Here is a 21,208-nt window from a genome sequence, read left to right as displayed (position 1 = left end):
TGTCGTCTTGGCCGCAAGCATGCTGTCAGGAATGAGCCGGGCAGAGCAGGCACTGGAATTGGTCGACGAACTCGACCTCGAACGTTACCAGGGCACCTGGTACGAAATCGCACGCTTGCCCAATCGCTTTCAGTCCGACTGTGCCGGGGCGGTCAGCGCGCACTATCAGTTGCGTGCCGACGGCCGGGTCGACGTGACCAATCGCTGCCGCCGCACAGACGGCGGCTGGATCGAAGCACAGGGTGTCGCCCGGCGCGCCGATGACGACGGGTCGCCCGCCGCCCTGGAAGTCCGCTTTGCGCCGCATTGGCTTTCTTTCCTGCCCTTCGTCTGGGGCGACTACCGGGTGATTGCGCTGGGCGAGGACTATGACCACGCCCTGGTCGGCAGCGAGGATCGCGAGTTTCTGTGGGTGCTGGCCCGCGAGCGAGAACTGCCGCAGGCAACCTTCGACCGTCTGATCGAACGCGCCCGCTCGCAGGGTTTCGACACCGATCAACTGGTGCGCACGCAGCAGTCACCTTGATCGAAGCAGCCGTCTTCTCCCGCTCTTACCTCAGGCCTGAAATGCCGGGTTGACCGGCGCCTGATTCGAATCGGCCGCATCCTGCCGGCGTTGCTCGTACCAGTGCTCGGCCCGTTGCGGGTAGCGTTTCAAGACCCAGTCGCGCAGCGTGGTGGCCTGCTCTCGGTCATCGAGATGCTGCTCGAGCATTCGCGCCGCTTCCAGGCAGGCTTCCGGCAAATGGGAATACCTGGGATCGGTTTTCGGCAGTCTCAGCAGCAATTTGATGGCTACTTTCGGGTGGCCGCGTTGCTCCAGCGCCAGCGCCATGTGGTGGCGAGTTTCCGCGATTCTGGGCAGCCAGCCTTCCAGGTTTTTACGGTTGCTCAACCACAAATCGGCGGCAGCCCCCGGCTGGTCCCTGGCAACCAGCCGCCGCAGCCGGCGTTCCATGTGATTGCGGTATTTCTTCTGGTCTTCCGATTCCAGGATCAGGTCGTCGAAATAGCGGTTGAGGTCGTCATTTTCAGAGTGTCGAACCAGGGCTTCCCCGATGGTCAGCCGCGCCTGGCGGACGTCTCCCTCGATTGCCTGGATGCTGGCGTCGGCCAGGGCGCGGGCCGGTTCGTGGACTTCGGCCTGCGGTAGCACATGCCGAGTGACCCGATCGAGGGCGGGGCCGAATTCAAGTTGGCGGCGAAACTGGTGGAGGCAGTGCCCGATCAGGCGTGCGGTCAGCAGACCCAGATAAGACCAGGCCAGCATGGCCAGTCCGGCCAGCAGCCAGCCAGGCAGAACAAAGCCCAGTAACCACAGTCCGATCGTGGTGGCGAGAGCGAGCAGTGCACAAGCGCCGGCCAGCACGCCATACGCGGCGCCAATGGCTCGAACGATGGCGGTGATCCGACGGTAGTCCAGCGCGGCCCGGGCATTGCCGTCGATGACCACGGCCATGAGCATGGCCGGCAACAGTGCGGCAACCGGCACCAGAATCAGCCACATCAGCACGGTTTCGGCGATCCAGCCCAGGCCTACCGGCACGGCTGCAATCAGGATGGTCAGCGCGAACTGGAGGTTGTGAGACAAATTGTCCGGATCGGCAAGTTCGGTCAGACTCGGGGCCCGCACATGGCCCAGGCTGGAACGCTCGATCACCACGAAGCAGACCCGGATCAGAATGGCAGTCGCCGCGACGATGGCCAGCAAACTGAACAGACCCGATGCCAGAACCGCGACCGATGTGGCCAGCACGGCCATCATGATCAGGTGGTTGCGATCAAGCGGATAGACTACAAAGGGCTTGGGGTTGCACCAGAAAGGATCGCCGACGGCGATGTCGTCCATCGGCTGTTGGCACAGCGGACAGGGCACGTCCTGGGGTAGTTGGTCGGCGTACGGCTTGCAGGTCGTGCACAGCGGCAGATCGCAGTCGCGACAGTACCAGCGCGTGGATTGATCGGAGTGATAGCGGCACTGTCCGGCGGCCGTGTTGTTCATTTGCGCTGCTCCCGTCAGCCCCCTTTTTTCAATGATTTCAACAAGTACGCGGCAGATTATCACAGTCGTCACTGTGCCCGCCAGCGGCTGCTATCGGTCGTTGGATGCGGTTTACGCCAGTGGCGCGGCTGTTTCCTGCAGACGGAGTTCGACCGCCTGGTTGTCGTCGCGGGTCACGATCAGCATCGCGACTTCATCGTCGAGCAGACGAACAACACTGCCGGTCTCGTGCCAGTCGCCCAGCACGATGCGCTGGCAATGGCGCTGATCGATCTGGAGATCGTGAATGGCGCGCCGGTGGGTGTGGCCATGAATCATCCGGCGCACATCGTGCGTTCGAAAGGCTTCGGCCACGGCCTGCGGATTGACATCCATGATCGTGGCCTCGGTCGTGCCGGTATGGCGCCGGCTCATCAAGCGAGCCAGGCGTGCCAGCAGGCGACGCCACCAGACCGGGCGTGACAGGATGCGCTGTTGCCAGTCGGGATCGCGGACCTTGCGGCGGAAATTCTGGTAAGAGATGTCATCGGTGCACAGCACGTCGCCGTGCAGCAACAGGATGGGCTCACCGGCCTGTTCCACGATCCGCGGTTCTTCAAGCCAGGTCATGCCCGCCTGCCCACAGAAATCCCGGGACAACAGGAAATCGCGATTGCCGCAGATAAAAAGGATCTGTGTACCGCTCTCGGCCAGGTTCTTCAGGTGTCGTGCCACGAGCCGGCCGAGCCGGCCCGGGGCATCGTCGCCGACCCAGGCTTCGAACAGATCCCCCAGGATGTAGAGGGTGCCGGCCTGACGCGCCGGTCCGTCGAGGAATTCGACGAACAGGCGCGTCGTTTCCGGACGCTCGTCCTGCAGGTGCAGATCGGCGATCAGGTAGGTCGTGGGGGCCGGTTTACTCAGGGATTTCCACCCGCTCCAGAATGACCGGATCGGCCGGCACGTCGGAATGCATGCCGCGGCTGGTGGTTTCGACCGACTTGATCTTGTCGACCACGTCCATGCCGTCGATGACGCGGCCGAATACCGCGTAACCCCAGGTCTGCCCGGAGGACTTGTTGCGGTGATTGAGGAAGGTGTTGTCGACCACGTTGATGAAGAACTGGCTGGTGGCCGAATGGGGATCGTTGGTGCGTGCCATCGCCAGCGTACCGCGCTCGTTCTCGAGGCCGTTGTCGGCTTCGTTCTCGATCGGCTCCTGCGTGGACTTTTCCTTGAATTCAGTATCGAATCCGCCGCCCTGGATCATGAAATTGTTGATCACCCGGTGGAAGAGGGTGCCGTCGTAGTGACCATCGCGTGCGTACTGCAGAAAATTAGCCACCGATTTCGGCGCTTCTTGTTCGAACAGCTCGACGGTGATGGTGCCGAAGTTGGTATGCAGGATCACGTTGGGGTTCTCCGTCTGGTTATTGCCTGATTCACTCGAATCGCTGTCCTGGGCGGCCAGCGGCAGCGAAACGAGGAGGATGAGTGCAAACAGGGTTCGCATGGTGATGAATCCATCGGTTGTGGAATCCGCCATGATAAGGTTTCGGTGATCAGTTGTCAGCGACGGATGTAATGGCGAAAATCGACGAAGCGCGCGGGTTCCAGGTTATCCAATGCGACGGTCATGGTCTGCGACTGCTTGACCAGCGACTGCTGCCCGGCGAGGAGCGCTGGCTGGACCTGGCCGACGTCAATGAAGCCGCGGCCGCGATTCGGGACCTGGTGGTCCGGGGGGCGCCCGCAATCGGTATCACCGCAGCTTATGCGGCCGTGCTGGCCGCACGGCAGCGCGACGGCGACACGGCCGGCTGGCGCGCCGATCTCGAACGCCTGGCCCTGGCGCGGCCGACCGCGGTCAACCTGAGCTGGGCGGTGGCGCGGATGCGCGCCTGTGCCGAGTCCGCAGGCGGGCCGGATGCCGATCAACTCTACCAGGAGGCCTGTCGCATCCACGAAGAAGATATTGCCGCCAACCGGGCCATGGCGGTGGCCGGTGCGGAGCAAATCGAGCCCGGATCCGGGGTGCTGACCCACTGCAATACCGGGTCGCTCGCCACCGGCGGCATCGGCACGGCCCTGGGCGTGATCGCCGAAGCCTGGCGGCAACAGCGCCTGAGTCGCGTCTTCGCCGACGAAACCCGGCCCTGGCTGCAGGGTGCGCGCCTGACGGCCTGGGAGTTGGCGCGGCTGAAAATTCCGTTTCGGGTCATCGTCGAGGGTGCCGCGGCGTCCCTGATGGCCGCCGGCCAGGTCGACTGGGTCGTGGTTGGCGCTGACCGGATCACCGCCCGCGGAGATGTGGCCAACAAGATCGGCACTTACATGCTGGCGGTCCTGGCGCGCCACCACGGCTTGCGTTGCATGGTCGTGGCACCGTCGAGCACGGTCGACGCCAATCTCGACAGCGGCCGGGCGATAACCATCGAGGAGCGCGATCCGGACGAGATCTGGGGCGCGGCCGGACTGGTTTCAGTGCCGGAAGGCTTCGCTGCCTGGAATCCCGTTTTCGACATCACGCCGGCCGAGCTGATCGACTGCATCGTCACCGAGCAAGGTGCTCATTTCCCGCCCTATGACTTCTCCCGCCCGGGCACTGCCTTATAGGCCCCGAAGGGGCCGCGCTGTGGTAAAATTCGTGGTTTGTTGCGCTCGTTCGACAAGCCGCATTCCTGTCCCGCGGCGCATTCCCTGAAAATCATTATTTTCAGATAGTTACAAAAACAATTTAAAGCAAATACGGGGTATCCGTAGATGGCGGAAATGGCACGCGAAGTGCTCCAGGTCAACCTGGAAGACGAAATGCGCCAGTCCTATCTCGATTACGCCATGAGCGTGATCGTCGGACGTGCGCTCCCGGACGTGCGTGACGGCCTCAAGCCGGTTCACCGGCGCGTGCTCTTTGCCATGCACGAGTTGGGCAATGACTTCAACAAGCCCTACAAAAAATCGGCCCGCGTGGTCGGTGACGTCATCGGTAAGTACCATCCCCACGGCGACAGCGCGGTCTACGACACGATCGTACGCCTGGCCCAGCCGTTCTCCATGCGCTACATGCTGGTCGACGGCCAGGGCAACTTCGGCTCGATCGACGGCGATTCGGCAGCGGCCATGCGTTACACCGAGGTGCGCATGGCCAAGATCGCGCATCAGATGCTGGCCGACATCGACAAGGAAACGGTCAACTTCCTTCCCAACTACGACGAGTCGGAACATGAACCGACCGTCCTGCCGGCACGGGTTCCGAACCTGTTGGTCAACGGCGCTTCGGGCATTGCGGTCGGCATGGCCACCAATATCCCGCCGCACAATCTTGGCGAGGTGATCAGTGCTTTGCTGGCGATGATCCGCGATCCCGACATCGGCATCGACGAGATCATGGAGCACCTGCCGGGCCCGGACTTTCCGACCGCCGCCATCATCAACGGTGCGGGGGGCATCGACGAGGCCTATCGCACCGGCCGCGGCAGAATTTATCTGCGCTCACGCACGGAGATCGAGACCGACGAGAACACCGGACGGACCCGGATCGTCGTCACCGAACTGCCCTACATGGTCAACAAGGCCCGGCTGCTGGAAAAGATTGCCGAGTTGGTCAAGGAAAAGCGCCTGGAGGGCATTTCCGAGCTGCGCGACGAGTCCGACAAGGACGGCATGCGCATGGTGATCGAGCTCAAGCGTGGTGAAGTGGCCGAAGTGGTGCTCAACAACCTGTTTCAGCTCACCCAGCTGCAATCGGTCTTCGGTATCAACATGGTCGCCCTGGTCGATGGCCAGCCGAAACTGCTCAATATCCGGCAGATGCTTTCGGCCTTCCTGGCGCACCGGCGCGAAGTGGTCACCCGGCGCAGCCTGTTTGAACTGAGAAAGTCGCGCGAGCGCGCCCATATCCTGGAAGGCCTGACCGTCGCGATCGCCAATCTCGACGAAGTCATCGCCCTGATCAAGGCGTCGAAGACCCCGGCAGACGCCCGCGAGGCCCTGCAGTCGCGACGCTGGAACGCCGAGCTGGTCGAGGCCCTGTTGGGCCAGGCCGGGGCCGAACTGTCGCGGCCGGAAGACCTGCTGCCCGAATACGGGCTGGGCGAGGGCGGTTACCAGCTTTCGCCGCAGCAGGCCCAGGCCATTCTGGACTTGAGGCTTCAGAAGCTCACCGGCCTGGAGCAGGACAAGCTCTCCGAGGAATACAAGGGCATTCTCGACACCATCCGCGAGCTAATGCGGATCTTGTCCGAGCCGGACGCCCTGATGGAGGTCATCCACGATGAGCTGGTGGCGTTACGAGATCAATTCGACGACCCCCGCCGTTCCGAGATCGTTCGCGATCATCTCGACCTGACCATGGAAGACCTGATCACGCCCGAGGACGTGGTCGTCACGCTGTCGCACGCCGGTTACGCCAAGTACCAGCCGCTCGATCGCTATCGCGCGCAGAAGCGTGGTGGCCGCGGACGCTCGGCGGCGAAGACCAAGGACGAGGATTTCGTCGAGCGTTTCTGGGTTACCAACACCCACGACACCCTGTTGGTATTCACGTCCGCCGGCAAGGTCTACAAGACCAAGGTTTACGAACTGCCGCAGGCCGGCCACAACAGCCGCGGCCGGCCGATGGTCAACCTGCTGCCACTCGACGAGGATGAACGCATCAATGCCGTGCTGCCCACACGCGAGTTTCCGGACGACTGGTTCGTGTTCTTCGCGACACGTTCCGGCAGGGTCAAGAAGACCCCGCTGTCGGATTTCGCCAATATCCGTTCCAATGGCATCTGGGCGGTGCTGCTTGAAGAAGGCGACGAGCTGGTCGATGTGGCCTTCACCGAAGGCAATCGCGACATTCTGCTGTTCTCGTCCTCGGGCAAGACCGTGCGCTTCCACGAGACGGACGCCCGGCCGATGGGGCGCCAGACGCGCGGCGTGGTCGGTATCCGTCTCAAGGATGAACAGCAAGTCGTCTCGATGCTGGTCGCCGACGAGGGCGACGTGCTGCTCGGCACGGCCCATGGGTACGGCAAGCGCACGCCGCTGGAGGAGTTCCCGGTCCACAAGCGCGGCGGTCAGGGCGTGATCGGCATTCAGACCCAGGGTCGCAACGGCCCGCTGGTGGCCGCGCTGGCGGTCAGCGAGGACGATGATGTCATGCTCACCTCCAACGCCGGAACACTGGTTCGCACCTCGGCGGCCGAAATCTCGCGCCTGAGCCGTAATACCCAGGGCGTGACGCTGATTCGCCTGGCCGAGGACGAGCAGCTCATCGGCATGGCCCGCATTGCCGCCTCCGAAGAGGAAGAGGGCGAGATCGAAGACGAGACCGAATAGGCTTTGGCCCGGGTCGGGTGGCGTCTCGGCCGCCCGATCAGGCCCGACTCTGGTTCATGACTTTCGACACGCGCGCGGCTCGCTTTGCAGACCGTAGTATCGTTTCCTGAACTCTCATTGCCCGGTGGAGTACACCCGTGATTACAAGCAGACCCTCCTGTTTCAGCCCCTCGCGCATCGCTTTCGGATTGTTGCTGGCGCTTCTGGCCGGACTGGCCGTGGCACAGACCAAGCTGCTGCGTTTTCCCGACATCCACGGCGACCATGTCGTATTCAGCTACGGCGGCGACCTTTGGTCGGCGCCGGCGGCGGGTGGGACGGCCTGGCGCCTGACCGCTCATCCGGGGCTGGAGCTGTTTCCGAAATTTTCGCCGGACGGTCGCTGGATCGCGTTTACCGGGCAGTATGCTGGCGACGAACAGGTCTATGTCATGCCGGCCTCCGGGGGCGAGCCCGAGCAGTTGACCTGGTACCCGGCTTCCGGGCCTCTGCCGCCGCGCTGGGGCTACGATAACCAGGTCTATGGCTGGACACCGGATGGCGAGGCCGTGCTGTTCCGTTCCCAGCGCGATGCCTGGGGCTCTTCGACGGCGCGACTCTACACCGTGGCGCGCGACGGCGGCCCGCCCGAGGTTCTCCCAATGCCGGTCTCCGGTGCCGGCACGTTCAGCGACGACGGATCGAAGATTTTCTATTCCCCGCTGTTCCGTGATTTCCGCACCTGGAAGCGTTACCAGGGCGGTTGGGCCCAGGATCTGTGGCTGTTCGACCTGGAGGCCGGTGATGCCCGCCAGATTACCGATCACGAGCGCACCGAGCGCGACCCGATGTGGATCGACGGCCAGGCCTATTTCGTCTCCGACCGCGACGGCACGCTCAATCTCTACCGCACCGACGCCGAGGGCGGCGAGTCCGAGCAACTGACTGCGCACGAAGACTACGATGTGCGCTGGGCCAGCGCCGATCGCGACGGCCGCATCGTGTATGAACACGGTGGCTTGCTGCGCGTCTTCGATACCGGCAATGGCACGGATGCCGGCATCGATATCTACGTACCCGACGACGGTATCAACCGTCACGTGCGCAGCGTCGACGTGTCGGATCAGATCAATGATGCCCGCCTGAGCCCGACCGGCATGCGGGTCTTGTTCGGGGCGCGCGGCAATCTGTTCAATGCGCCGGTCGACAAGGGCGTGACGCGCGCGATCACGCACCGCTCCTACGCCCACGAGCGCGAGGTCGACTGGTCGCCGGACGGCAAGACGGTGGCATTCGTATCCGATGTCAGCGGCGAGGAAGAGCTCTACACCGCGCCGGCAGACGGCAGCGCCGAACCTGCAGCGCTGACCACGGGCAACCAGACGCGCTTCTACCATCCGCGTTACTCCCCCGACGGTGAACGCATTGCCATATCCGACAAGGACGGCATCATCTACGTCATTGCTGCCGACGGTGGCGGTGGGCTCGAACGGGTCGGCCGCGATCCGGGCTGGCGCAATCGTGACTATGTCTGGTCGCCGGACGGTCAGTGGCTGGCCTTCAGCCTGACGCAGGACAACGGTCTGCGCGCGCTGTACCTGCACGACATCGACGGTGGCGAGACCCATCAGATCACCGAAGGCCTGTTCTCGGAATACGGGCCGGCCTTCTCGCCTGACGGCAAGGCGCTGTATTTCGTCGCCGACCGTGAGTTCTCGCCTCAAATCTCCGGTCGAGAGTGGAACTACGCCACCGACCGCGTGAGTGGCATCTACGCCTTCCTGCTCGACCCGGAAGCCGACAACCCCTTCGCCCCCGAAGATGCCGAAGAAGACGGCATGAACGGCGCTGATGAAAATGGCAATGGCAAGGACAAGGACGAAGACTCGGACGATGAACGCATCGTCGTCGAGCTCGACGACCTGTCCGAACGACTGGTGCGCGTGCCGGTCGACGCTGGTAACTACAGCAACCTTGTGGTGGCCGAAAACGGTGTCCTGTTCGGAGAACGCGATGCGTTCTACTACGGTCGCGGGCCGGAAGCGCCGCCGCGCTTGAAGCTGTTCAAGTTCGACGAGCGCAAGGTGGTTGATTTCGTCTCGGGCGTGCAGGGCGTCGACGCCAGCCTCGACGGCAAGCGGGTGCTGGTACGCAGCGGCGGCGGTTGGAAGGTCTACGACATCGCCAAGGAAGGTAAGGATGGCAAAGACGTCGTCACGAGCGGCCTGACTGCCCAGGTCGATCCGGTGGCCGAGTGGCGCACCATTTTCGACGAGGTGTGGCGACGCTTCCGCGACCACTTCTACGTCGAGAACATGCACGGCTACGATTGGGAGGCCCTGCGCGAGCGCTATCTTCCGCTGCTCGAGCACGTTGCCCACCGCAGCGATCTCAATTACCTGATCGGTGAAATGATTGCCGAGCTCAATGTTTCGCACGCCTACGTCAGCGGCGGTGATGAGCGCCTGCCCGAACGGCCGTCCGTGGCTTTGCTGGGCGCGCGTTTCGAAATCGACGGCGGCCGCTATCGCATTGCCGAGATCCTGGAGGGCCAGAACGACGAGCCGCGCTATCGCTCGCCGCTCACTGCCGCCGGTGTCGACGTGTCCGAAGGCGACTATATCCTGGCCATCAATGGACGCTCGCTCAGTGCCGAAGCAAACATCTACCAGCAACTGACAATACCGTCCGGCCAGGCCCTGTCCCTGACAGTGTCTTCGCGCGCCGATGGACGCGATGCCCGCGAGGTGCTGGTCGAGCCGATCGCCGACGAGACTTCGCTGCATTACCTGGCCTGGGTACTGGCCAATCACCGCCGCGTGACCGAGGCCACCGACGGCCGCGTCGGCTATCTGCATGTCCCTGACATGGGGCCGAACGGCATTCGCGAGTTCATCAAGTGGTTCTACGGCCAGATCCGCAAGGACGGCCTGGTCGTCGACGTGCGTTCTAACGGCGGCGGCAACGTTTCGCAGATGCTGATCGAGCGCCTGTCGCGCAAGCCGCTGTCACTGGGCTACTCACGCACCCAGCCCAACGTGTCGACTTATCCGTACCAGGCCTTCAATGGCCACATGGCGGCGATTCTCGACGAAAACTCGGCTTCCGACGGCGATATCTTCCCCTGGCAGTTCCGCAATGCCGGGCTTGGACCGCTGATCGGCAAACAGAGCTGGGGCGGGGTGGTCGGCATCACCAGCCACGGTCCGGTGATCGACGGCGGTTCGGTCAATGTGCCGGAGTTCGGTTTCCTGAACGTCGACGGTGAGTGGGTGATCGAAGGCGAGGGCGTCGCGCCCGATATCGAGGTCGAGAACGATCCGGCCAGCGTGATCGCCGGTGAGGATCCACAACTCGAGCGTGCCATCGAGGAAGTGATGAAGCAGATCGAGGCCGATCCGCCGCGCTTCCCCGAGCGTCCGGAGCCGCCGGTGAAGGTGAATTAGATTTCAATTTGGAACCGCAGATGAACGCAGATCAACGCAGATAAGAGAAAAGTATTTTTCCATCTGCGTTAATCAGCGTTCATCTGCGGTTTAATTCATACCGGGTTCAACCAGCCTCGAGCCAGTCTTCCATCGGCGGGCAGGAGCAGACCAGGTTGCGGTCACCGTAGACGTTGTCGACGCGGCCGACCGGGGCGAAGTACTTGCCCAATCTGAGTTCCTTGACCGGCCAGCCGGCATCCCGGCGCGTGTACGCATGCGGCCAGTCGTCGGCGCCCAGTTCCTCGATTGTGTGCGGTGCATTCTTGAGCGGGTTGTCCTCGGCATCCCATTCGCCGCTGGCGACGCGCTCGATCTCGCGCCGGATGGCGATCATGGCCTGGATGAAACGATCGATTTCGGCCTTCGATTCGCTTTCGGTCGGCTCGATCATCAGGGTGCCGGGCACCGGCCAGGACATGGTCGGGGCGTGGAAGCCGTAGTCGATCAGGCGTTTGGCGACATCTTCCTCGGTGATCCCGGCGCTGTCCTTGAAGGGCCTGAGGTCGACGATGCACTCGTGGGCGATGCGTCCGTTGCGGCCGGTGTAGAGAATGTCGTAGTGGCCTTCGAGTCGTTTCGCAATGTAGTTGGCGTTGAGAATGGCGACCTCGGTGGCGCGCTTGAGTCCGTCGCTGCCCATCATGCGGATGTAGACCCAGGAGATCGGCAGGATGCCGGCGCTGCCCCAGGGAGCGGCCGCCACCGGCGGGTTGTGGCCGTGCTCGGGGCCGAGCAGGCCGCTGCCGTGGCCCGGCAGGAAGGGAATCAGGTGCTCGCGCACGCCGATCGGCCCGATGCCGGGCCCGCCGCCGCCGTGCGGAATGCAGAAGGTCTTGTGCAGGTTGAGATGGCAGACATCGGCGTATTCGGCGATGCGTGACCAGCCGACCAGGGCGTTGAGGTTGGCGCCGTCGAGATAGACCAGGCCGCCGGCTTCGCGCACCTGATTGCAGATATCGACCACCGATTCCTCGAATACGCCATGGGTGGACGGGTAGGTGATCATCAGGGCGGCGAGGCGCTCACGGTGTTTTTCGATCTTGGCGGCCAGGTCGTCGAGATCGATGTTGCCTTGCTTGTCGCAGGCGACCACGACGATGTCCATGCCGGTCATCTGCGCACTGGCCGGGTTGGTGCCGTGCGCGGAGGAGGGAATCAGACAGACCTTGCGATCGACATTGCCCTTGTGTTCGTGCCAGCCCTTGATCGCCAACAGGCCGGCGTATTCGCCCTGCGAGCCGGCGTTGGGCTGCAGCGAGACGGCAGCGAAGCCGGTGATTTCGCGCAGCATGCGCTCGAGCTCGTCGATCAGCTGGTGGTAGCCGCGCGCCTGCTCCCAGGGACACAAGGGGTGCAGCTCGGCGAACTCCGGCCAGGTCACCGGGATCATTTCGGCGGTGGCATTGAGCTTCATGGTGCACGAGCCGAGCGGAATCATGGCATGCGCCAGACTCAGGTCGCGGTTTTCCAGGCGCTTGAGATAGCGCAGCATCTCGGTCTCGGAGTGATATCGGCCGAAGACCTCGTGTTCGAGCAAGGGCGAGCGGCGCTGCAGGGCTTCCGGGATGGCCTGGAAATCCGCCGCGAGCGCGGCGTCGAGGGTGGCGATATCGTCGGGCTTGTTGCCGCGGAAGATGCCGAGCAGGGCGGCGAGGTGATGGCGATGGGTCTGCTCATTGACGCTGATGCCGATGTAGCCCTCGCGGTCGGCGCGCAGGTTGATGCCGGCCTGGTGGGCGCGGTGGAGCAGGGCCTGGCGGTTGGGTTCGTCGACGCGCACCGACAGGGTGTCGAAGTAGTACTCGCTCTCGAGCTCGTAGCCGGCATCGACCACGCCCCGCGCCAGAATGGCGGTCTGGCGATGAATGCGGTTGGCGATCTTCTTCAATCCGCCGGGCCCGTGCCAGACGGCGTAGAAACCGGCCATGACCGCCAGCAGTGCCTGCGCCGTGCAGATGTTGCTCATCGCCTTTTCGCGGCGGATGTGCTGTTCGCGGGTCTGCAGGGCCATGCGCAGGGCCGGGTTGCCATGACGGTCTTTCGAGACGCCGATGATGCGTCCGGGCACGCTGCGCCGGTAGTCTTCCCGGGTGGCGAAGAAGGCCGCGTGCGGCCCGCCATAGGCCATCGGCACACCGAAGCGCTGGGCGCTGCCGACGACCACGTCCACCCCGGCCTGACCGGGGGATTCGAGCTTGACCAGTGCCATCGGGTCGGCGGCAACAGCCACCAGGGCATTGCGCTCGTGGGCCGCTTCGACGATGCCGGCAAGCGGCAAGACAGCGCCGTTGGCGCCCGGGTACTGGGTCAGTACGCCGAAGCAGTCGGTCTGTTCGATGGCAGTCGCGAGGTCCTCGTGGACCTGGACGTCGATATCCAGGTGTCGGCCGCGATTGGCGACCACGTCGATGGTCTGCGGCAGACAGTTGGCGTCGACCAGGAAGACTTCGCTCTTGTTCTTGCGATTGACCCGCCTGAGCATGGCCATGGCTTCGGCGGCCGCGGTGGCCTCGTCCAGCAGGGAGGCGTTGGCCAGCTCCATGCCGGTCAGGTCCATGATCATCTGCTGAAAGTTGAGCATGCCTTCCAGGCGGCCCTGGGAGATCTCGGCCTGATAAGGCGTGTAGGCGGTGTACCAGCCGGGATTTTCCAGCACGTTGCGCAGGATCACCGGGGGTGTGAGTGTGGGGTGGTAGCCGAGCCCGATCATCGAGTGATTGACCGTGTTGTGACCGGCCATACCGCGAATGTGTTCGAGTACACGCTCCTCGTTGTCGCTCTGCGGCAGGTCGAGCGGCGCGTCGCTGCGGATGCTGCCCGGCATCGTCTCCAGCAGCAGGGATTCGAGCGAGTCGCAGCCGACCGCTTCGAGCATCTCGTGGATATCGCTGCTGCGCGGTCCGATGTGTCGACCGACGAAGTCGTCGTGTGATTCGTGGGCGTGGAGGGGCGTGGCGGTGTTCCGTTGATCGGTCATTGCAGCAACAATCCTTGCGCGGAAGTCTTGAACAGGTAGTGGTCGACCAGCAGGAAGGCGAACAGCGCCATCAGGTAGACCACCGAGTAGTTGAACATGTGCATCGTCAGCTGCTCGTTGTCGGAGCGCATGATGGCGACGGCATAGCCCAGGAAGCCGAGGTTGAGAATCATCGCCCCGGCCAGGTAGGCCAGGCCGCTCATGCCGGTCAGCCAGGGCAGCAGGGTGACCAGCACGAGGATGATGGTGTAGAACAGAATCTGCCAGCGGGTGAAGGCGACGCCGTGGGTGACCGGCAGCATGGGCACATCGGCCGCGGCGTAATCATGCCGGCGGTGAATCGCCAGGGCCCAGAAATGCGGTGGTGTCCAGACAAACACGATCAGGAACAGGATCAGGGCGTGGGCGTGTACCTCGCCGGTCACGGCGACCCAGCCCAGCACAGGCGGGGCCGCCCCGGCGGCGCCGCCGATGACGATGTTCTGTGGCGTGGCCCGCTTGAGCCAGGCGGTGTAGACCACGGCATAGCCGATCAGGCTGGCGAAGGTCAGCACGGCCGTGAGCGGATTGACCAGCAGGCTGAGAATCAGCATGGAGAGCGCGGCCAGTACCAGGGCAAACACCAGGGCCTGGCGGCGGTTGAGCTGGTTGGTCGGCAACGGCCGATTGCGGGTGCGCACCATGATGCGGTCGGCGCGTTCGTCGAGCAGGTGGTTGATGGCCGCCGCCGAAGCCGCTGCCATGCCGATACCGAGCGTGCCCCAGACCAGGGCGTCGAGCGGGATCATGCCGGGTACGGCCAGCGCCATGCCGACGATCGCTGTGAATACGATCAGCGCCACCACTCTGAGCTTGCACAGGCCCAGAAAGAAGCGCGTTCGCTGCCAGATTGATGCAGTCGCTGCGGTCATGCGTAGTGGCCGGGGATATCGATGTGCCGGGCCTATTGGGGCCCGGTCTGGGTCCAGGTGAGCAAGCGCTTGAGATCGCGCCGCATGCCATTGAATTCCGCCTCGGGCGGATATCGCAATATTATATGGCCGTCGGGATCGACGATGTAGCTGATTGCCTCAGAACCGCGGTCGGGCAGGCTTTGCGCAAGCGCCAGACCGGCCTCGGCGTGCACCACCCGGATGTCCGTGGCCAATTCGTCGATCGCCGTCAGCGTGGCCGCATTCAGGCGCGATTCGCTGACCAGCATCAGCCCGATTTCCGGTTGGTGACGGTCTTGCGCCGTGCGAACCTGGCGCATCCAGTACAGGGCGTCGAGACAGTCCTCGCCGCAGTTTCCCGAACGGTAGTGGAGCAATTGCCACTGGCCGGCCAGATCCTCGCGGCTGAAGCGGATTCCCGCTGCAGTCTGGAGCTCGAAGTCATCAAGTCGCGGCGGCGGGGTGATCAGTTCGCCGTGATTTCGGGTCTCGCCCGGGCGCCAGTCCAGCCACTGGCTGTTGAGCAGCACGGCCAGCAGCACCGGCGTGAAAAAGACAAGCAGTACGGCAATGAAAGTCGTTTTTTTGGTCATTTTCGAAGGCTTCCCAGCCAGCGCCAGGTCAGGAAAATCCAGATCAGGAAGACGACCACGGCCATGGTGATCCATTGCCAGGCATACGCCCGGTGCCGGTCAGGGCCGAATACCACAGGCCGCCAGGGGTCGCCGGTGAGATGGGCGGGATGCTCGGGGTCGAGCAGGATAACCCGGTCGCCCAGCCCGTGCCCGAGGGCTTCCGCCACCCGCTCGAGATCGAGGTAGGTGACCAGCTGGGGCCAGTCCTCGGCATCGAGTGCCCGTGCCTCGCCCAGTTGACGGCCCACCCGGGGCGCATCGACCAGGCGGCCGGTGATCGACATCGTGTCGCCCGGTGTTTCGATGGCGGGAAGGCCGGCGCTGCGGTCGGGCAGGGCATGCCAGCCCCGATTGACCAGCCAGGTCTTGTCCTGGCCGCCGGGCATGAAAGGGGTATAGACGTGAACGCCCGCCTGGCCGGCCCGGACCTGGTTGTCGAGCAGGATCAGGCGCTGATTGTCGAAGCGTCCGCGGGCGTCGACCTGTATCGGTCCCTCCTGCGCTTGGCTCGCGGCGGTTTCCAGCGCAAGGGCGGGTGCCTGTTCCCAGCCTTCGACCAGATCGCGCTTGTAGGCTGCGCGGTCAAATTGCCAGTTAGCCAGATGAACACACAGCAGGATGACCCCGGCGGCGGCCAGGTGGGGCAGTAGACGAACCGAGAGGGATCGAAGCGCGCGCATCACAGCGGACCATTATAATGGGGTGGTGTCACTCTGGAGTCACGTCTTGGCCAGCAAGATCCTGATCATCGCTGCATTTCTCGTCATTCTCTACACCCTGGCGTCCAGCTTCTATTTCCTGGTGAAGGATTCCGGCGATGGGGATCGGACCGTGCGCCGGCTGAGCTGGCGGGTCGGCCTGTCGCTGGGACTGGTGATCCTGCTCTGGATTGGATTTCAGCTCGGCTGGATCGAGCCGCAGGGCGTCAACCCCGTCCGTTATCCATCGGAAGGCTGAATGTCACTCCGAGCGCAGTCTATCGAGCGTGGAATCCGCGCTCGAGACCCTGAACTCGCCCGGGGCTTCGACCATGAGGTGCTTGACGACGCCGTCGCGCACGATCATGGCGTAGCGCTGTGAGCGAAGCCCCATGCCAAACGAACTGGCGTCTTTTTCGAGACCGAGCGCGAGGGTGAGCTCGGCGTTGCCGTCGGCTGCCATCACGATGTGCTCGCCGACCCCGGCTGATTGACCCCAGGCGTTCATCACGAAGACATCATTGACGGCGATGCACACGATGCGGTCGGCGCCGGCAGCGAGAATGTCGGTGGCGCGCTCGACAAAGCCGGGCAGATGCCGAGCCGAGCAGGTCGGCGTGAATGCCCCGGGGACCGCGAAAATGACGCTGGTCCCGGTGCCAAAAAGTGTGTTGGTCGACAGTCCGGAAGGTCCTTCCGGTGTCATCACGGTCAGCGTCGCTTCCGGTACCCGCTCACCGACCTCGATCGTCATTCTCAGGCAGACAGGGCGCTGTCGATTGCCTTGAGCAGTTCCTTCTTGTCGACCGGCTTGGTGATATACGCGGCTGCGCCCTGGCGCATGCCCCAGATGCGATCCGTTTCCTGATCTTTCGTGGTCACGAAAATGATCGGGATATTGGCGGTGGATTCGTCCTTGCCGATGCGTCGAGTGGCCTGGAAACCATTGAGCCCGGGCATGACGATGTCCATCAGGATCACGTCAGGCAAGTGCCCCTTGGCCTGCTCGACGCCTTCCTCGCCGCTGGTGGCGGTTATCACTTCGTGGCCGCCGCCCTCGACAATTTTCTGGAGCGAGTACAGATGGGTTTCGGAGTCGTCCACGATCAGAATCTTGGCCATGAGTATCCCTTGTTTATCGATTGTGAGCTCGAAATCGGCAGATGCTCATCATACCCGAATCGACCCGATTCTTCCTCATTCGCCCACGCGCACGACGATCCGGCCACGTCCGTTTCCGGCCAGCAGTTTTTCGAATGCCGAGTCCAGGGATTCCAGGTCGACCGGCTCGGCGGCGATGCGATCGAGGTGCCGGGGTCGCCAGTCGCCAGCCAGGCGCTGCCAGATTTCCTTGCGGATCGGGTAGGGGCAGCCGGCCGAATTGATGCCCAGCAGGCCGATCCCGCGAATGATGAAGGGCATGACCGTGGTGTTGAGGCCGATGCCGCCGGCCATGCCACACGCGGCGATGTTGCCCCAGGGCTTGATCACGCGGGTCAGTCCGGAGAGGGTGTCGCCACCGACACTGTCGAGGGCGCCGGCGAACTGTGCCGAGGCCAGGGGAGATTCCGGCCAGTAGAGCTCGTGGCGGGAAATGCACTGCGATGCGCCCAGCTCATGCAGCCACTCGAACTCGTCTTCCTTGCCGGAAATTGCGCTGACCTCATAGCCGGCCTTCGAGTAGATGTCGACGGCGAGCGATCCCACTCCGCCGGAGGCGCCAGTTACCGCAATCGGACCCATGTCGGGCGTTTGCCCGTTGGCTTCCATTCGCCACAGGCCCAGGGCGGCGGTAAAGCCGGCCGTGCCCAGGATCATCGCCTCGTGCAGGTTGAGGCCTTCCGGAAGCGGCACCAGCCAGTCGGAGGGTGCGCGCAGGTATTCGCTGTAGCCGCCGTCGCGTGTTTCCGACAGGCCGCTGCCGGTGATCAGGACCTCGTCGCCTTCTGAAAAGGCATCGCTCTCGGATGCCACCACCGTACCGGCCGCGTCGATTCCGCCGTTGAGCGGAAACTTTCGCAGGATCTTGCCCTTGCCGCTGGCGGCCAGCGCGTCCTTGTAGTTGACGCTGGAGTAGGCGACCCGGATGACGACATCGCCCTCGGTCTGCGCGTCGATCGATTGCTCGACCAGCTCGGCGCGATAGCCGTCCTCGTCGTCGTCGATGCGGAATGCTCGGAACTTATCGGGAGTACTGCTCACTGATCTTCCTTGCGGCGTTCGATGAAACCGCAGATTTCGCAGATTTGCGCAGATTGGAATATGAAGCTTCCAATCAAATCTGTGTCAATCTGCGTAATCTGCGGTTTCAAGAACTCAACGTCATCAATTAGCCTTGTGAATAGCGCGCTTGTCCACGGCCAGGGCCGCTTCGTGCACGGCCTCCGACAGGGTCGGGTGGGCGTGGATGATGCGGGCCAGATCCTCGCTTGCGCCGGCGAACTCCATCGTCACCACGCATTCGGCGATCAACTCGGAGGCGTTGGGGCCGATGATCTGCACACCGAGCACCCGGTCGCTTTCGGCGTCGGCGATGACTTTCACGGCGCCGGGGGCATCGCCCATGGCCAGGCCGCGGCCGGTGGCGGCAAACGGGAAATTGCCGGCGCGGTATTCGACGCCTTCGTCCTTGAGCTGCCTTTCGGTCTTGCCGACCCATGCGATTTCCGGGTCGGTGTAGATCACCCAGGGCACGGTGTCGTGGCCGAAGTGACCATGGCCGCCGGCGATGGTCTCGACCACCGCGATACCTTCTTCAGAGGCCTTGTGGGCGAGCATCGGGCCGCGCACGAGGTCGCCGACGGCCCACACGTTCTCGGCCGAGCTGCGACAGTGATCGTCGACCTCGACCTGGCCGCGGTCGGTCAGCTTTACGCCACAATCCTCGGCCAGCAGGCCCTCGCTGGCCGCCTTGCGGCCGACGGCCACCAGCAGTTTGTCGAAGGTCTCGCTGTGTTCCCCATCAGAATCCTCGAAGGTGACGGTCACCTTGCCGTCCTTGATCTCGGCGCCGGACACCTTGGCGCCCAGGCGGATGTCGAGCTTTTGCTTCTTGAACTCGCGTGCCGCTAGCCGCGACATGTCCTTGTCGATGGTCGGCAGCAATTCGTCCATGGCCTCGAACAGCATGACTTCACTGCCCAGGCGTGACCACACACTGCCCATTTCCAGGCCGATCACGCCGGCGCCGATCACGCCCAGGCGCTTGGGCACTTCGGAAAATTCCAGTGCGCCGACATTGTCGACAATGGTTTCGCCGTCGATCTCGACATTCGGGATCGAGAAGGACACAGAGCCGGCAGCGAGCAAAACGTGCTTGCCCTTGGCAGTGAAGGCATCGCCCTCATGCGGGGAAAGCTCCACCTCGCGATCGGCCAGCAGCTTGCCACGGCCATTGACGAACTCGACCTTGTTGGCCTTCAGCAGCTGGTTGACGCCGCCGGTGAGCTGCTTGACCACGCCGTCCTTGCGCTTGAGCATTCTCTCGACGTCGATACTGACTTTCTCGACATTGATGCCGTGGTCGGCGTAGTCGTCCTTCACGTGTACGAAATGTTTCGACGAATCCAGCAGGGCCTTGGACGGAATGCAGCCGATATTCAGGCAGGTACCGCCCGGGGCGGGCTTGCCGTCATCGTTTTGCCGATCGTCGACCAGCAGCACCTTCATCTCGAGCTGCGCGGCGCGAATGGCGGCCACGTACCCGCCGGGTCCGCCGCCGATAACGATCAGATCGAATTCCTTGTCAGCCATTTTTCTTTCCTTGAGATTTGGTTTTCTTGGGAACCGCAGATTTCGCAGATTGACGCAGATTCAAGAATGAAAAAGTGAAGCTCTAGAAACGCAGTGGTGTTGTCACGCGTTGGAGCCCATCTTCGCCGAGCTGATGGTAAAAATCTGCGGAAATCAGCGTAATCTGCGGTTTCAAAAACTCCTTAGGTGCTAGTCGCTCAAAGCCCCAGCAGCATACGGGCCGGGTCTTCGAGCGCTTCCTTGATTGCCACCAGGAACTGGACGGCGTCCTTGCCGTCGATGATGCGGTGGTCGTAGGACAGGGCGATGTACATCATCGGCCGGATGACGATTTCACCGTCGATGGCCACCGGACGTTCCTTGATCGTGTGCATGCCCAGGATCGCAGACTGCGGCATGTTCAGAAGCGGCGTCGACAGCAGCGAACCGAATACGCCGCCGTTGGTAATGGTGAAGGTTCCGCCCTGCAGGTCGTCGAGCTGGATCGTGCCCTTCCTGGCTTTCTCGGCGTAGTCGGCGATACTCAACTCGATCTCGGCCAGGCCCATGCGGTGGGCGTCCCTGATCACCGGCACCAGCAGGCCTCGGTCGGTGGATACGGCAATGCCGATGTCCTGGTAGCCGTGGTAGATGATTTCGTTGTCGTCGACCGAGGCGTTGACCACCGGGTGTTTCTGCAGGGCCTCGCAGGCGGCCTTCACGAAGAAGGACATGAAACCGAGCTTGATGCCGTGTCGCTTCTGGAAGTCTTCCTTGTAGCGGCTGCGGATGTCCATCACCGCCTTGAGATCGACTTCGTTGAAGGAGGTCAGGATTGCGGCGGTGTTCTGTGCTTCCTTCATGCGCTCGGCGATGCGTGAACGCAGGCGCGACATCTTTACGCGCTCTTCCGGGCGTGGGCCGGTGGCACCGCCGGCCATGTGGCTGAGCACATCGCCCTTGGTAATGCGCCCGCCGCGGCCGCTGCCCTCGATCTCGCTGGTGTCGAGATCGTTCTCGGCGGCGAGTCGGCGGGCCGAGGGCGGCAGGTCCTTGTCCGAACCCTTCGACTTGCCGGACTTCTTGTCGTCCTTATCCGCTTCGTCCTTCTTGCGCCCGGACTTGTCGCCCTTGTCGGCGTCCTTCTTCTCAGACTTTTCTTCAGACTCCCCGTCGTCGCCGTCGTCGTCGGACGCTTCGTCATCAGACTTGCTCGGCGCCTCGCCTTCCTTCATCTTCCCCAGCAACTGACCTTCGGTGACGGTTTCGCCTTCCTCTGCGCTGATGTCCTCGAGTACGCCGTCGGCCGGCGCGGGTACCTCGAGCACCACCTTGTCGGTTTCCAGGTCGACCAGATTCTCGTCTCGTTCGACCGCGTCGCCGGGCTTCTTGTGCCATTTGGCGACCGTGGCGTCCGAAACGGATTCGGGCAGATTGGGGACTTTGACTTCAACACTCATC

General features: G+C 63.3%; 17 protein-coding genes. 5 read left to right on the top strand and 12 right to left on the bottom strand.

The window, feature by feature from the left end; genetic code table 11:
- Positions 1-31 precede the first annotated feature (31 nt).
- The gene (locus tag G4Y73_RS07745; protein ID WP_205596512.1) at positions 32-526 is read left to right on the top strand and encodes a lipocalin family protein; all 495 of its coding nucleotides are present in this window, start codon (positions 32-34) and stop codon (positions 524-526) included.
- A gap of 30 nt (positions 527-556) precedes the next feature.
- On the opposite strand, the gene G4Y73_RS07740 is transcribed toward G4Y73_RS07745, so the two are convergent.
- The 3 genes from G4Y73_RS07740 to G4Y73_RS07730 form a co-directional block, all read right to left on the bottom strand.
- A complete protein-coding gene (locus G4Y73_RS07740; protein ID WP_164230977.1) occupies positions 557-2,002 on the bottom strand; it encodes a B-box zinc finger protein in 1,446 nt (481 codons plus the stop codon).
- A 111-nt stretch (positions 2,003-2,113) separates the two neighbouring features.
- Positions 2,114-2,830: a UDP-2,3-diacylglucosamine diphosphatase gene (locus G4Y73_RS07735; RefSeq protein ID WP_240451252.1), complete on the bottom strand. Its 717-nt coding sequence runs from the start codon at positions 2,828-2,830 to the stop codon at positions 2,114-2,116.
- Positions 2,831-2,897: 67 nt separating this feature from the next.
- Positions 2,898-3,527 carry a peptidylprolyl isomerase gene (locus G4Y73_RS07730; protein ID WP_346426836.1) on the bottom strand — a complete coding sequence of 210 codons (630 nt, stop codon included), beginning with the start codon at positions 3,525-3,527 and terminating at the stop codon, positions 2,898-2,900.
- Positions 3,528-3,565: 38 nt separating this feature from the next.
- Here G4Y73_RS07730 and mtnA point away from each other — a divergent pair, with 38 nt between their 5' ends.
- The 3 genes from mtnA (at position 3,566) to G4Y73_RS14265 (ending at position 10,731) form a co-directional block, all read left to right on the top strand.
- Positions 3,566-4,597: an S-methyl-5-thioribose-1-phosphate isomerase gene (mtnA, locus tag G4Y73_RS07725; RefSeq protein WP_164230976.1), complete on the top strand. Its 1,032-nt coding sequence runs from the start codon at positions 3,566-3,568 to the stop codon at positions 4,595-4,597.
- Between the two features lie 147 nt (positions 4,598-4,744).
- A complete protein-coding gene (gene gyrA / locus G4Y73_RS07720; RefSeq protein ID WP_164230975.1) occupies positions 4,745-7,306 on the top strand; it encodes a DNA gyrase subunit A in 2,562 nt (853 codons plus the stop codon).
- 137 nt (positions 7,307-7,443) lie between these two features.
- On the top strand, positions 7,444-10,731 hold the full coding sequence (locus G4Y73_RS14265) for a S41 family peptidase (protein ID WP_164230974.1): 3,288 nt from the start codon (positions 7,444-7,446) through the stop codon (positions 10,729-10,731).
- A gap of 106 nt (positions 10,732-10,837) precedes the next feature.
- On the opposite strand, the gene gcvP is transcribed toward G4Y73_RS14265, so the two are convergent.
- The 4 genes from gcvP to G4Y73_RS07695 are packed head-to-tail and all read right to left on the bottom strand — an operon-like array spanning position 10,838 to position 15,997.
- The gene (gene gcvP / locus G4Y73_RS07710; protein ID WP_164230973.1) at positions 10,838-13,750 is read right to left on the bottom strand and encodes an aminomethyl-transferring glycine dehydrogenase; all 2,913 of its coding nucleotides are present in this window, start codon (positions 13,748-13,750) and stop codon (positions 10,838-10,840) included.
- The gene (cyoE, locus tag G4Y73_RS07705; RefSeq protein WP_164230972.1) at positions 13,747-14,661 is read right to left on the bottom strand and encodes a heme o synthase; all 915 of its coding nucleotides are present in this window, start codon (positions 14,659-14,661) and stop codon (positions 13,747-13,749) included. The genes gcvP and cyoE overlap by 4 nt, the downstream gene beginning before the upstream one ends.
- A 32-nt stretch (positions 14,662-14,693) precedes the next feature.
- Complete coding sequence (locus G4Y73_RS07700; RefSeq protein WP_164230971.1) at positions 14,694-15,275, bottom strand: hypothetical protein; 582 nt, start codon at positions 15,273-15,275, stop codon at positions 14,694-14,696.
- Positions 15,272-15,997, bottom strand: coding sequence for an SURF1 family protein (locus G4Y73_RS07695; protein WP_164230970.1), 726 nt, complete (start codon positions 15,995-15,997; stop codon positions 15,272-15,274). The genes G4Y73_RS07700 and G4Y73_RS07695 overlap by 4 nt, the downstream gene beginning before the upstream one ends.
- Positions 15,998-16,043: 46 nt before the next feature.
- Between G4Y73_RS07695 and G4Y73_RS07690 the strand changes: the two genes are divergently transcribed.
- Positions 16,044-16,274, top strand: coding sequence for a twin transmembrane helix small protein (locus tag G4Y73_RS07690; protein WP_205596511.1), 231 nt, complete (start codon positions 16,044-16,046; stop codon positions 16,272-16,274).
- Between the two features lie 3 nt (positions 16,275-16,277).
- Here G4Y73_RS07690 and G4Y73_RS07685 read toward each other — a convergent pair whose 3' ends face one another.
- The 5 genes from G4Y73_RS07685 to odhB form a co-directional block, all read right to left on the bottom strand.
- Entirely contained in the window at positions 16,278-16,769 is a 492-nt protein-coding gene (locus G4Y73_RS07685; RefSeq protein WP_164230968.1) for a peroxiredoxin, read from the bottom strand.
- Positions 16,770-16,771: 2 nt separating this feature from the next.
- Positions 16,772-17,137 (bottom strand): response regulator, encoded by a 366-nt coding sequence (locus tag G4Y73_RS07680; RefSeq protein ID WP_164230967.1) that lies wholly within the window; start codon positions 17,135-17,137, stop codon positions 16,772-16,774.
- A gap of 75 nt (positions 17,138-17,212) precedes the next feature.
- Positions 17,213-18,217: an oxidoreductase gene (locus tag G4Y73_RS07675; RefSeq protein ID WP_164230966.1), complete on the bottom strand. Its 1,005-nt coding sequence runs from the start codon at positions 18,215-18,217 to the stop codon at positions 17,213-17,215.
- Between the two features lie 123 nt (positions 18,218-18,340).
- Complete coding sequence (lpdA, locus tag G4Y73_RS07670) at positions 18,341-19,768, bottom strand: dihydrolipoyl dehydrogenase (RefSeq protein WP_164230965.1); 1,428 nt, start codon at positions 19,766-19,768, stop codon at positions 18,341-18,343.
- A 197-nt stretch (positions 19,769-19,965) separates the two neighbouring features.
- Entirely contained in the window at positions 19,966-21,207 is a 1,242-nt protein-coding gene (gene odhB / locus G4Y73_RS07665) for a 2-oxoglutarate dehydrogenase complex dihydrolipoyllysine-residue succinyltransferase (RefSeq protein ID WP_164230964.1), read from the bottom strand.
- Between the last annotated feature and the right edge of the window lies 1 nt (position 21,208).

The sequence above is a fragment of the Wenzhouxiangella sp. XN201 genome (assembly GCF_011008905.1).
GTDB lineage: Bacteria > Pseudomonadota > Gammaproteobacteria > Xanthomonadales > Wenzhouxiangellaceae > Wenzhouxiangella.
Note: the sequence above shows the minus strand (reverse complement) of the source record. Positions and strands in the feature narration are given on the sequence as shown.